Origin of the sequence: Maritimibacter alexandrii (genome assembly GCF_005871115.1) — a bacterium.
GTDB classification, from domain to species: Bacteria; Pseudomonadota; Alphaproteobacteria; order Rhodobacterales; family Rhodobacteraceae; genus Maritimibacter; species Maritimibacter alkaliphilus.
Window position 1 is genome coordinate 356,203 of record NZ_SWKQ01000014.1, and the last position, 12,422, is coordinate 368,624.

The window sequence follows — 12,422 nt, forward strand, 5'->3', positions numbered from 1 at the left end:
GGAATAGACGGTTTGCCCCGGCTTTGCCAGTGGCGGCTTGCGCCCGCGCGCGCCCCACGTCAGGGTCCGCGCAAAGGGAGGACGGCTGATGGACAACTTCGCGACATATCCCTCGCTCGCCGGGCGCGCCGTGGTGGTCACGGGCGGGGCCAGCGGGATCGGGGCCGAGATCGTGCGGGGCTTCGCCGCCCAAGGGGCCAAAGCGGGCTTCATCGACCGCGACCGCGACGCCGGACTGGCGCTTGCGCACGAACTCGGCGCAAACGTCACCTTTGCCGAGGCCGACCTCACCGACATCGATGCGCTCCGCGCTGCCATCGCCACGCTCGAGGCTGCGAACGGCCCCGCCCGCGTGCTGGTCAACAACGCCGCACGCGACGATCGGCACGACTGGCGCGATGTGACCCCCGAATACTGGGACGAGCGGATGGAAACCAACCTGCGCCACGCCTTCTTCGCCATTCAGGCGGTCGCCCCCGGCATGGCGGCGGCGGGTGGCGGCAGCATTGTGAACATGGGCTCCAACTCCTGGCACGAAACTGTCGGCAACTTTCCGGCCTACGCGACTGCCAAGGCCGGGATCGAAGGGCTCACGCGCACGATGGCGCGCGACCTTGGCCCGGACCGCATCCGCGTGAACACGGTCGTGCCCGGCTGGATCATGACTGAGCGGCAGAAGACACTCTGGCTCACCCCCGAAGGCGAGGCCAAGCACCGCGAAGCACAGTGTCTGCCCGAGATGATCGACCCGGTCTGGGTCGCGCGCATGGTCCTGTTCCTCGCCTCGGAGGACAGCCGGATGTGCACGGCGGGCGCCTATCCCGTCACCGCAGGCTCGATGTAGCCTCAGCCCGCATCCGGGTCATGAAGGTCGGTCTGAATCCATTCACCGTTCAGATGAATGTCCATGGTGTAAAGCGGCCCCGGCCCGAGGTTCTTGAACTTGTGCGGCGTATTGGCAGGGGCCATCGCCACGTCGCCCTCGCCCGCCTCGAACGTCTCGTCCCCGACGGTGAAGATCGCCCTGCCAGACTTCACCACGAAAATCTCGTCGTAAGGGTGGACGTGCAGCACGGGGCCGGACCCGACCTCGTCGAACCGGGCGAAGAGGACGAAGGAATCGGTGCCGAGCGCCTCGGCAGACACGCTGCCGGACCACGGCCCGTTGCGATGCGCACCGTCCCCGGCGCGGATCAGGACGGGCGGGCGATTTGGCGCACGGGTGGCTTTCGTCGACATGGCATCCTCCTCTCCCCGCAGATTACGGGTCGGACCGCGCCGTGCCAGCGAAAAAGCGTCAGGCCTTCAGAACCGCGAGCGCCTCGGCCAGATCAATGGCGCCGTCGTAAAGCGCGCGGCCCGAAATCGCGCCGTTCAGCGGCGCACCGCAGGACTTGAGCGCGCGCAGATCGTCGAGCGACGAAACGCCGCCGGACGCGATCACCGGGATCGACACGGCATTGCCCAGCGCGGCGGTGGCTTCGACGTTCGGGCCCTGCATCGCCCCGTCCCGGTTGATGTCGGTGTAGATGATCGCGGCGACGCCCGCGTCCTCGAAGGACTTGGCGAGGTCCGTGACCTCGACATCCGTCTCTTCGGCCCAGCCTTTCGTCGCGACCTTGCCGCCGCGCGCGTCGATGCCCACGGCCACCTTGCCGGGAAACGCGCGCGCCGCGTCGCGTACAAGATCGGGGTTTTCCACGGCGACCGTGCCGAGGATCACCCGCGACAGCCCCTTGTCGATCCATGTCTCGATGGTCGCCATGTCGCGGATGCCGCCGCCCAATTGCGCGGGCACCGAGATCGCGGACAGGATCGCTTCGACCGCCGCCGCGTTGACCGGCGCGCCCGCGAAAGCGCCGTTCAGATCGACCAGATGTATCCACTCGCACCCCGCCGCCTCGAACGCCTTGGCCTGCGCCGCCGGGTCGTCGTTGAACACCGTCGCGGCCTCCATCTCGCCGCGCAACAGGCGCACGCACTGGCCGTCTTTGAGGTCGATGGCGGGATAGAGGATCATGGCGGCTCCGGGTCGCTGGAAGGGTCAGATTGATCTGGTGGCATTAAACATGCGTAGCCCCCAACGACAAGACAGGCGGAACATCCGCGCCGAACCGTTCGTTCGGCACACATTGGGGCGGCAGACATAGACACAGAGGACGGACAACATGAACACGCATTTCCTGAAACCGCTCGCCACTGTCGCGGCCCTCGCCATGTCGGGCGGTGCCGCCCATGCCGACACCGGATTGTCCGGCACATGGCGCACGGCCACCTATAACGGCGACTATGCCTTCGTCCGCTTCGGCCCCTGCTCGGGCAAGATCTGCGGCGTCGTGACCCGCACCTTCGGCCCGGACGGCGAGATCGAGGGCGGATCGCTCGGCAAGACCATCGTCATCAACATGGAGCCGGTCGGCGGCGGCCAGTTCGAAGGCGGGCGCATCCGCAGGCCCGACACCGGGCAATCCGCGCCACTGAAGCTCAAGGTCAACGGCGGCACCATGACCGTGTCGGCCTGTCTCGGCCCGCTCTGCCGCAACGAGACCTGGAACCGCGTGCAATAAGCGGCGCGCCGCCGGCACGATCGAGAGTTGGCTTCACGTCAATGTTGTATTGGCGTGAGACTTCATGGACGATGCCCGAAACAGGGAGGATTCCATGAAAAAACTCGCACTCGCCGCCGCGTTCGCCGTGATAGGTCTGCCCGCACTGGCCCAGGATGCCGCCTTCGGCATCTGGAAAACCCAAATCGACGACGGCGCCTATGCCCATGTGACGATGAAGCAATGCGGCCAGAAGGTCTGCGGTTTCATCACGCGCACGTTCAACTCGTCCGGCGAATACCAGTCGCCCAACATCGGCAAGCCCATCGTCATCAACATGGAGCCGAAGGGTGGTGGCGCCTACGAAGGCAGCGTGTGGCGCCCGTCGAACGACAAGATCTACATCGGCAAGATGCAGGTGAACGGCAACGCGCTGTCGCTCAAGGGCTGTGTCGCGGGCGGCCTTCTGTGCGCCAACCAGAACTGGACCCGCATTCAGTGATTTCGCCGCGGGCTTGCGCCCGCGCCGATCCGTTGGGGGAGGCCAGCCTCCCCCAAAACCCCCTCCGAGGTATTTTCGGACCAGAGAAGGTCAGGGGCGCCAATCGAGGAAGTTGGCGATGATCTTCAGCCCGTTGGCCTGCGATTTTTCTGGGTGGAACTGGGTGCCAACCATGTTGTCGCGGCCGACGATGGCCGTGATCTCTTCGCCGTAATCGCAATAGGCCAGCCGGTGCGCCGGGTCCGCCACGCGGAAGTGGTAGGAATGGACGAAATAGGCGTGATCGCCCGTCCCGATCCCGTCCAGCACCGGATGCGGGTTGTCGATCACCAGATCGTTCCAGCCCATGTGCGGCACCTTCTTGTCCGGTCCCGGCTCGATATGCACCACATCGCCGCCGATCCAGTCGAACCCGTCCGTCTCGGAATACTCATGCCCGCGGGTCGCCAGCATCTGCATCCCGATGCAGATGCCCATGAAGGGCACGCCGCGCTCGAACACCGCGCGCTCCATCGCCTCGTAGATGCCGCGATGGTCGAAAAGCGCCTGTTTGCAGGCCGGAAAGGCCCCGTCGCCCGGCAGAACGATGCGGTCCGCCGATGCCACGAGATGCGGGTCCGAGGTCACGATGACGTCCCCCGCCCCCACCTCGCGCGCCATCCGCTGAAACGCCTTCTCCGCAGAGTGCAGGTTGCCGCTTTCGTAGTCGATCAGCGCCGTGACCACGTCACAGCGCCCCTTTGGTCGACGGCACCGCATCGGCCTTGCGCGGGTCGGTCTCGACCGCGACGCGCAGCGCCCGCGCCACCGCCTTGAACGTGGCCTCGACGATGTGGTGGCTGTTGAACCCGTGCAGGCGATCGACGTGGAGCGTGATGCCGCCGTTGCCGGAGAACGCCGTGAAGAATTCGCGCACAAGTTCGGTGTCGAAGGTGCCGATCTTCGGCGTCGAAATATCGACGTTCCACACCAGATAGGGCCGTCCCGACAGGTCCAGAGCGGCGCGCACCTGCGCGTCGTCCATCGGCAGGTGGCACGCGCCATAACGTACAATGCCCTTCTTGTCGCCCAATGCCTCGCGCAGGGCCTGACCCAGCGCGATCCCCGTATCCTCGACCGTGTGGTGGTCGTCGATGTGGTAATCGCCCTTGGCCCGGATCGTCATGTCGATCAGCGAATGGCGCGACAACTGGTCGAGCATGTGGTCGAAAAACCCAACGCCCGTGTCGTTGTCATAGGTCCCGGTGCCGTCGAGGTCGATCTCGACGGTGATCTCGGTTTCGGCCGTGGACCGGCTCACCTTCGCTGTGCGCATGTCGCAAACTCCAATGGTCTCGCGGCCTTATAGACAGGCACCCCCGGCGTGAAAAGCCACGGTCCTTCTTCTCTGTTTCAAAAATACTTCGGGGAGGTCTGGAGGGGCAGCGCCCCTCCAGCGGATCGGATGGGCGCACGCCCATTCGAAACTCTATCCCGCCGCCTCGATCCACGCCCGGATGATCGCGCGTTCCTCGGGTTCCATATAGGTGATGTTCGCGGGCGGCATCGCGTCGGTCAGGCCCGCGTGAATGTAGATGCGCCGCGCTTCGGCGGCGATGTCGGCGGGCGTCTCCAACACGACGCCCTTGGGCGCGGTCGCGATCCCGTCCCACCCCGGCTCGCGCGCGTGACACATCGAACACCGACCCTGCACGACCAAGAGCACGTCCTCGAATTCCGCGACGCTGGCGTAACGCTCTTCATGCGGCGTCAGCGCCCGCGCCTCGCTCTCGTCATAGGTGTCGGCCTGCGTCCCCAGCGTCGAAAGCCAGACCGCCCCCAGAAACAGAAGCGCCGTCACCAGCCACGTCCACCACAGGTTGCCCTTGTGGGCGTGATGCGTGTTGAAGAAATGCCGGATCGTCACCCCCATCAGGAACACGAGGCCCGCGATCACCCAGTTATAGGTCGACGCGAAGGCCAGCGGATAGTGGTTGGACAGCATCAGGAAGATGACCGGAAGCGTGAGGTAGTTGTTGTGGGTCGACCTGAGCTTGGCGATCTTTCCGTATTTCGGGTCGGGCGCTTTCTTCGCGATCAGGTCTTTCACCACGATCCGCTGGTTCGGCATGATGATGAAGAACACGTTGGCGGTCATGATCGTGGCCGTGAACGCGCCCAGGTGGATCATGACGGCACGGCCCGTGAAGATCTGGTTGTAGCCCCAGCCCATCACCATGAGCAGGACGAACAGCAGAAGCATGAGCAGTGTCGGACGATCGCCCAGCGGGGATTTGCACAGGAAATCGTAGACGATCCAGCCGACCGTCAGCGAGGCCGCCGAGATCAGGATCGCGACCACGGGCGACAGGTCCATCTTGGCCGCGTCGATCAGGTACATCTCGGACCCGGCCCAATAGACCAGCATCAGGAGTGCTGCGCCGGACAGCCATGTCGAATAGCTTTCCCATTTGAACCACGTGAGCTCGTCCGGCATCCGCGCGGGGCTGACGAGGTATTTCTGGATGAAATAGAACCCGCCCCCGTGGACCTGCCACGCCTCGCCGTTCACGCCGGAGCGGCGGTCGGTCGAGGGGCGCAGGCCGAGGTCGAGCGCGATGAAGTAGAAAGACGAGCCGATCCACGCGATCGCCGTGACGACATGCAGCCAGCGCACCGCGAATTCGAGCCAGTCGAGAATGATGATCCCGTTCACGACCTAGCTCCCCCGATACGTCGAATATCCGTAGGGCGAGAGGAGGAGCGGCACGTGATAGTGGCTTTCCTCGTCCATCCCGAACCGGATCGGGATCTGGTCGAGGAACAGGGTCTCGCCCTCGGCCACGCCCGTCCGGCGCAAATAGTCGCCCGCAAAAAAGATCAGCTCATAGGTGCCGGTCTTGAACTTGCCTTCCGGCAGGATCGGGCCGTCGGTCCGCCCGTCCGCATTCGTCACCGCCCTTGCGATCTTCTTGTGGGAATTGCCCGAGACGCGGTAGAGCGCGATCTCGATCCCGGCGGCAGGGGTGCCCCGTGCCGTGTCCAGCACGTGAGTCGTAAGGTATCCGCTCATTTTTTCGTCTTGTCCCATCGTCTGCGGGTGATGTTCTGGCCAAACCCGCGTGCTTACAATGGCTTGAGTGAAAGGCGTTTCCAATCCCTTCACAAGGGAATATCCATTCGAAGGTGTTTTTGCTCAAATTTGGGGCAGCGTTGACCGTCCGGTGACGATAAGGGGCAGCCGATGATCAGATATCCACGCAATCTTCGCGGCTACGGCCCGACCACGCCGGACCCGATGTGGCCGAACGGGGCCCGGATCGCGGTGCAATTCGTGGTGAACTACGAAGAAGGCGGCGAAAACAACGTCCTGCACGGCGATGCGGCGTCCGAGGCGTTCCTGTCCGAGATCATCGGGGCCGCGCCCTGGCCCGGCCAGCGCCACTGGAACATGGAATCGAACTACGACTACGGCGCGCGGGCCGGGTTCTGGCGGCTCCACCGGCTGTTCACAGGGGCCGGGATCAAGCCGACGGTCTACGGCGTGGCCACGGCGCTCGCCCGTTCGCCGGAACAGGTCGCGGCGATGGTCGGGGCGGAGTGGGAAATCGCCTCCCACGGCCTCAAATGGGTCGAGCACAAGGACATGCCGGAGGCGGAGGAACGCGCGGCCATAGACGAGGCGATACGCCTGCACACCGAAGTCGTCGGCACCCCGCCCGAAGGCTGGTATACGGGCCGCTGTTCGATGAACACCGTGCGACTGGCCGCCGAAACCGGGCAACTGGCCTATGTCTCGGACACGATCGACGACGACCTGCCCTATTGGATGCGCGTGGGCGAACGCGACCAGCTCGTCATCCCCTACACGATGGACGCGAACGACATGCGCTTCGCCACCGCGCAGGGGTTCAACACGGGCGAACACTTCTACACCTATCTCAAGGACAGTTTCGACGCGCTCTATGCCGAGGGGCTGGCGGGCGCGCCCAAGATGATGTCGGTCGGACTGCACTGCCGGATCGTTGGCCGACCGGGCCGCATGATGGGTCTAAAAAAATTCATCGACTATATCCAAAGCTTCGAAGGCGTCTGGACCCCGCGCCGCATCGACATCGCCCGCCATTGGGCCGAAGCACATCCGCCCATTGCACAAATCGAACCTCATACATGGGAAAAAGCGGATTTCGTCGCGCAGTTCGGTGGTGTTTTCGAACATTCCAGCTGGATCGCGGAACGCGCGTGGGAGATGGAGCTGGGCCCAGCCCATGACAGTGCCATCGGTCTGCACAACGCGCTCGCCCGCGTGTTCCGGTCGGCCAGCCACGAGGAACGGCTGGGCGTGCTGACCGCCCACCCCGACCTCGCCGGCAAACTCGCCGCCGCCAAGCGTCTCACGGCCGAAAGCACGTCGGAACAGGCGAGCGCCGGACTGGATGCGCTGACCGACGCGGAACGCGCTGAGTTCACCCGGCTCAATACCGACTATGTCGAAAAGCACGGCTTTCCCTTCATCATCGCGGTGCGGGACCACGACAAGCAGGGCATCCTGAACGCCTTCACGCGCCGTGTCGAGAACGACACCGAGACGGAATTCACCGAAGCCTGCAAACAGGTCGAACGCATCGCGCTCTTGCGGCTGAAGGAAAAACTCGGGTGAGCGGCACGATCACGGCCCGCCCCCTGACGCGCGAGGCCTTCGCGCCCTATGGCGATGTGCTCGACACGGCAGGCGAACCGGACAAGATCATCAATCAGGGCATGTGCGGCCGCTACCACGACCGCGCCACGCTCGACTTCTCGGACGGACGCGCGGGCGTGAGCCTGTTCAAGGCCGAGCCGCGCGCGCTCCCCTACACGCTCGATCTGGTGGAGCGTCACCCGGACGGGTCGCAATGCTTCGTGCCGATGTCGATGACCGCGTTCCTCGTGATCGTGGCCCCGGACATGGACGGCACGCCCGGTACGCCGGAAGCCTTTCTCACCGCCCCCGGACAGGCGATCAATTTCCACCGGGGCACGTGGCACGGCGTCCTCACGCCGCTGGAGGCCCCCGGCCTTTTCGCCGTGATCGACCGGATCGGGGCGGGTGCCAACCTCGAAGAACATCACTTCGACACGCCCTGGACCGTCACAGCCTGACCCCGCCCCCTTCTTCGTTTCAAAAAACCTCGGGAGGGTGCGGGAGGGCAGCGCCCTCCCGCCTGGGTCGACGTGGGCGCAGCCCACGGCGAAACCCATAGAAAACGCCCCCGGCCGGAACCGGGGGCGCCATTCAACGATCAGGCGGCGTCAGGAGAATTCGATCCCGTCGTCTACCATCGGCAGGTGCATCACCCGCTTGCCCATCGCGTCGTAGATCGCGTTCGCGACCGCCGGACCCGCGGGCGGCAGACCCGGCTCGCCGATGCCCGTGGGCGCCTCGCTCGACTGAACGATATGCACCTCGATCTTGGGCATGTCCGAAATCCTCAGCGGCTCGTAATCGGGGAAGTTCGACTGATCGACTTCGCCGTCCGTGAAGGTGATCTTCTGGCGCATGACGTGGGACAGGCCATAGCCGATCGCCCCCTCGACCTGCGCGCGGATCACGTCCGGGTTCACCGGCACGCCGCAGTCCACGGCGGCCACGATGCGCTCGATCTTCACCTTGCCGTCGGTGACTGACACTTCGGCCACCTGCGCCACATGGGTGTTGAAGCTCTTGTGCACCGCGACGCCACGGCCCCAGCCTTCGGGCATGTCGCCGCCCCAGCCCGCCTTTTCGGCGGCGAGGTTCAGGACACCCAGCGACCGCGGGGCATTCGCCAGCAGATCTTGCCGGAACTCCACCGGATCGCGGCCCGCGGCTTCGGCGGCCATGTCCATGGCGACCTCCATCGCGTAGCCGGAGTGCGAATGTCCGACCGAGCGCCACCAGAGCATCGGCACCGCCGTCTCCATGTCGTGAAGCGTCACGTCCATGTTCGGGATGGCGTATTCCGTGTCCGCGACGCCCTCGACCGAGAACAGGTCGACGCCGTTCACGATCACCGCCTCGCCCATCGGCGTGCCCTTGAAGATCGACTTGTTGGCCATGATCGAATGCCAGCCGACGAGGTTGCCGTCGGCATCCACGCCCGCGCGCACCCGGTGCTTGGTCATCGGGCGATAGTAACCGCCGCGCACGTCGTCCTCACGCGACCAGACCAGCTTGACCGGGCGGCCATCGCCCAGCGCCATCGCGGCCATCGTCGCCTCGACCTCGTAATCCGAGGTGAAGTTGGCCCGACGCCCGAACGACCCGCCCGCATAGACGGTCTCAATCGAAGTGTTCTCCGGCCCGACGCCCGAGACGGCCCCGACCGCGCCCTGCGTCACCGTGTGGAACTGGCAGCCGTCCCAGCACTGGGCCTTACCGTCCTTGATCTGGACGACACTGTTCAGGGGTTCCATCGGCGCGTGGGCGAGGAACGGGAAGTGGAACTCCGCCTCGATGGTCTTGGCCGCACCTTCGAGCGCCCCGGCGGTGTCGCCTTCGGCCTTGGCCGCCAGACCCTCGGCCCGGTCGAGCGCGGCGGCATATTCCGCCTCCATCTCGTCCGAGGAGCGGGTCTCGGCATTCGAGAAATCCCACTCGGTCGTCAGCGCCTCGCGCCCCTTCATCGCGGCCCATGTGTTCGTGGCATAGACCACCACGCCCATCGGGATCTGCTTGACGTCCACGACGCCCTCGACTTCCATCGCCGCCGACGCGTCGAACGAGGTGAGCGTGCCACCGAACTTGGGCGACCGCTGGAGCACGGCAAAGACGACACCCTCGGGCATCACGTCCATCGCGAAGGTCGCAGTGCCGGTGGTCTTGGCGTTGCTGTCCTTGCGCGGCAGCTTGTCGGCGCCGATCTTGGTAAAGGCGCTCGGGTCCTTGAGCTGCGGGTTCGGGGTCGCGCCCTCGGGCACGAGGCCCACCAGATCGCCGAAGGACGCGCTGTTCGAGCCGTGGCTCACCACGCCGTCCTTCACCTCGATCTCGCCCGCATCGACGCCCCATTCGGCGGCGGCGGCCTGAACCAGCAGCGATTTCGCGGCGGCCCCGGCTTCACGATACTGCATGTAGCTGTTGGCGATGGCGGTGGAGCCGCCCGAGCCCTGAACCCCCATGAGGGTGTTCATGTAGGTCGCCGTATCGGCGGGGGCGAATTCGATGTCCACGTCGTCCCAGTTCGCATCGAGCTCTTCAGCGAGCAGCGTGGACAGCCCGGTCGAGGTGCCCTGCCCCATCTCGAAATGCTTCAGGACGACCGTGACCTTGCCGTCCGGCGCGATCTTGACGAAGGGGTTTGGCATGAATTCACCGCCGTGCGCGGCGGCCCAGCTGCCCTTTGCGTTCAGCCCGACGACCATCGCAGCCGAGGCCGCGGTTGCGCCCTGCAAAAAGGCGCGGCGTGTGGTCTTGATGTTCATATCAGGCCTCCATCCGCTTTGACGCTTCGTGGATCGCGGCCCGGATACGCGTATAGGTCGCGCAGCGGCAGACGTTGCCCCACATGTAGCTGTCGATGTCTTCGTCCGTCGGCTTGGCGTTCTCGGTCAGAAGGCCGACCGCCGACATGATCTGGCCCGACTGGCAGTAGCCGCATTGCACGACGTCCAGATCGGCCCAGGCCGACTGCACCGCCGCGGCGACGTCGGAGTTCAGGCCCTCGATCGTCGTGATCTCGGCCCCTTCGAGGTCGCCCACCTGCGCCTGACAGGAGCGTGTCGGCTCGCCGTCGACATGCACGGTGCAGGCCCCGCAGGACGCCACGCCGCAGCCGAACTTGGTTCCGGTCATGCCGAGCACGTCCCGGATGGCCCAGAGAAGCGGCATGTCGGGCGGCGCCTCGACACTCTTCTCCTCGCCGTTGATTTTCAGTGTGATCGCCATGTTGTCCTCCCTGACGCCTTTGGCTGTTCGCTAATCGGCTGGCCCGGTGGCGCCTCTCGCGGGCGCGCGTGGCCGGGTCACTGGGAATAGATTACTCACAGGTTTCGGTTTCGGGAAAGCGAGGGCTGTGTGCCGCAACGGGCCGCGCGAGGAAAAGCTTGGGAAAATCCGTCAACCAATTCGCTGTATTGGCCGGGACAATGCGGATCAGGCCAGCCGGGCCACGCCCCCCATCCCCCGGATGCGCCAGTAGAGCCAGCCGACCACCACGAGGTTCAGGGCCGCGAACAGCGCGGCGAGGCCATAGGCGATGGCGTAGTCCGCCGTCAGATCGTAGAGCAGGCCGCCCATGTAGCCGCCATTGGCGTGACCGAACCAGCCGAACATCGTCACCATGCCCATCGCATAGCCGCGCCGCGACGGCGGGGTGTGGGCCGCGAGCGTGGTGAGCACGCCGGTCATGACGCCCGCATATCCGAAGCCGTAGATCGGCGCGTAGAGGTAGAAGGCCGACAGGTCGTCGATCAGGATGAACCCGTAGATCAGTAGCGCCATCCAAGCGGTCGCCGCCATGTAGGCGGGGATGGCCCCGATGATATCCGCGAACTTCCCGAACGCGACGCGCCCGACGATGCCGACCATGAGCATCAGGAAGATGACGCCGCCCGCCTCGTCCGCCGTGAAGCCGCAGCCCTGAATGTAGGGAACGAGGTGCATGAGCGGGACCGACATACAGGTGCAGCACAGGAAAATCGCAAGGCACATGGTCGGCACGACGAGGCGAATGGGGGGATAGCCACTTTCGTCCGGTGCCTGCGCCGATGCCCCGGCGGTGGCGACCGGATGCAGGAGAAGCGCGAGCGGGATCAGCAGCACCAGCATCGCCCCGCCGGTCAGCGCGAGCGCGCCGGAAACGCCCACCGACTTGATGAGGATCGCCGAGGCGAACGGCACGCCGCCCTGCCCCAGAGCCTGCCCCGCCGAGGCGATGCCCAGCGCGAGGCCCGCGCCCACAGGGAACCATTTTCCGACGATGGACATGACCGGGGCGAAGATGGCCGATGCGCCGAAGAACCCGGCGAGGAACATGAGCGCGTAGTAATGCCAGAGCGCAGCGGCGAGCGACGAGGCGAGGTAAGCCAGACCCATGACGCTCACCCCGATCAGAACCACGGGTCGCGTGCCGATCCGGTCGGCGAGCACGCCCATCAGCATCCCGCCCAGAGCCATGCCGAGGATGCCGGCCACGTTGATGAGGGAGATATCGCCGCGCTCCCAGCCGTGCGCTTCCTCCAAGGGCACGACGTAGGCCGACATGCCGTTGACGATCGAGCCCATGGCAAGCGCGAGGATCAGGGCCGAGGCGGCCACGACCACCCAGCGATAGGGATGCAATCCGGTGTCCATCGCTGTCTTTGCCCCTTCGCTCCCATGTCCGCCAGTGTTCAGCCTATCACCTTGACGCGGAAATGTCCTGTCCCACGGGGGC

The 12,422-nt window shown here is 65.4% G+C and carries 14 protein-coding genes; 5 read left to right on the forward strand and 9 right to left on the reverse strand.

Going from position 1 to position 12,422, the window contains the following annotated elements; translation table 11 throughout:
* Positions 1-88: 88 nt before the first annotated feature.
* A complete protein-coding gene (locus tag FCT00_RS18460; protein ID WP_138424182.1) occupies positions 89-844 on the forward strand; it encodes an SDR family NAD(P)-dependent oxidoreductase in 756 nt (251 codons plus the stop codon).
* A 2-nt stretch (positions 845-846) separates the two neighbouring features.
* Here FCT00_RS18460 and FCT00_RS18465 read toward each other — a convergent pair whose 3' ends face one another.
* Both FCT00_RS18465 and hisA read right to left on the reverse strand, forming a co-directional pair.
* Complete coding sequence (locus tag FCT00_RS18465; protein WP_138424183.1) at positions 847-1,239, reverse strand: cupin domain-containing protein; 393 nt, start codon at positions 1,237-1,239, stop codon at positions 847-849.
* Between the two features lie 58 nt (positions 1,240-1,297).
* Complete coding sequence (gene hisA, locus FCT00_RS18470) at positions 1,298-2,020, reverse strand: 1-(5-phosphoribosyl)-5-[(5-phosphoribosylamino)methylideneamino]imidazole-4-carboxamide isomerase (RefSeq protein WP_008329778.1); 723 nt, start codon at positions 2,018-2,020, stop codon at positions 1,298-1,300.
* A gap of 148 nt (positions 2,021-2,168) precedes the next feature.
* On the opposite strand from hisA, the gene FCT00_RS18475 reads away from it, so the two are divergent.
* Both FCT00_RS18475 and FCT00_RS18480 read left to right on the forward strand, forming a co-directional pair.
* Positions 2,169-2,567, forward strand: a complete 399-nt coding sequence (locus tag FCT00_RS18475; RefSeq protein ID WP_138424184.1) for a DUF2147 domain-containing protein — start codon at positions 2,169-2,171, stop codon at positions 2,565-2,567.
* Positions 2,568-2,661: 94 nt separating this feature from the next.
* Positions 2,662-3,048, forward strand: a complete 387-nt coding sequence (locus FCT00_RS18480; RefSeq protein ID WP_040884503.1) for a DUF2147 domain-containing protein — start codon at positions 2,662-2,664, stop codon at positions 3,046-3,048.
* Between the two features lie 90 nt (positions 3,049-3,138).
* On the opposite strand, the gene hisH is transcribed toward FCT00_RS18480, so the two are convergent.
* The 4 genes from hisH to uraH all read right to left on the reverse strand — a co-directional run bounded on the left by hisH (position 3,139) and on the right by uraH (position 6,100).
* Complete coding sequence (hisH, locus tag FCT00_RS18485; protein WP_138424185.1) at positions 3,139-3,774, reverse strand: imidazole glycerol phosphate synthase subunit HisH; 636 nt, start codon at positions 3,772-3,774, stop codon at positions 3,139-3,141.
* 1 nt (position 3,775) lies between these two features.
* Positions 3,776-4,363: an imidazoleglycerol-phosphate dehydratase HisB gene (gene hisB / locus FCT00_RS18490; RefSeq protein ID WP_138424186.1), complete on the reverse strand. Its 588-nt coding sequence runs from the start codon at positions 4,361-4,363 to the stop codon at positions 3,776-3,778.
* 153 nt (positions 4,364-4,516) lie between these two features.
* A complete protein-coding gene (locus FCT00_RS18495; RefSeq protein WP_138424187.1) occupies positions 4,517-5,743 on the reverse strand; it encodes a urate hydroxylase PuuD in 1,227 nt (408 codons plus the stop codon).
* Positions 5,744-5,746: 3 nt separating this feature from the next.
* Positions 5,747-6,100, reverse strand: coding sequence for a hydroxyisourate hydrolase (uraH, locus tag FCT00_RS18500; protein ID WP_138424188.1), 354 nt, complete (start codon positions 6,098-6,100; stop codon positions 5,747-5,749).
* Between the two features lie 171 nt (positions 6,101-6,271).
* Here uraH and puuE point away from each other — a divergent pair, with 171 nt between their 5' ends.
* Together puuE and FCT00_RS18510 are read left to right on the forward strand one after the other, a co-directional pair.
* Positions 6,272-7,687 carry an allantoinase PuuE gene (gene puuE, locus FCT00_RS18505; RefSeq protein WP_138424189.1) on the forward strand — a complete coding sequence of 472 codons (1,416 nt, stop codon included), beginning with the start codon at positions 6,272-6,274 and terminating at the stop codon, positions 7,685-7,687.
* The gene (locus FCT00_RS18510) at positions 7,684-8,169 is read left to right on the forward strand and encodes an ureidoglycolate lyase (RefSeq protein WP_138424190.1); all 486 of its coding nucleotides are present in this window, start codon (positions 7,684-7,686) and stop codon (positions 8,167-8,169) included. Before puuE ends, FCT00_RS18510 begins: the two co-directional genes overlap by 4 nt.
* Positions 8,170-8,319: 150 nt before the next feature.
* Here FCT00_RS18510 and FCT00_RS18515 read toward each other — a convergent pair whose 3' ends face one another.
* The 3 genes from FCT00_RS18515 to FCT00_RS18525 form a co-directional block, all read right to left on the reverse strand.
* Positions 8,320-10,470, reverse strand: coding sequence for a xanthine dehydrogenase family protein molybdopterin-binding subunit (locus FCT00_RS18515; RefSeq protein ID WP_138424191.1), 2,151 nt, complete (start codon positions 10,468-10,470; stop codon positions 8,320-8,322).
* 1 nt (position 10,471) lies between these two features.
* Positions 10,472-10,933 carry a (2Fe-2S)-binding protein gene (locus FCT00_RS18520; protein ID WP_138424192.1) on the reverse strand — a complete coding sequence of 154 codons (462 nt, stop codon included), beginning with the start codon at positions 10,931-10,933 and terminating at the stop codon, positions 10,472-10,474.
* A 207-nt stretch (positions 10,934-11,140) separates the two neighbouring features.
* Positions 11,141-12,340 carry an MFS transporter gene (locus FCT00_RS18525; RefSeq protein ID WP_138424193.1) on the reverse strand — a complete coding sequence of 400 codons (1,200 nt, stop codon included), beginning with the start codon at positions 12,338-12,340 and terminating at the stop codon, positions 11,141-11,143.
* Positions 12,341-12,422 lie beyond the last annotated feature (82 nt).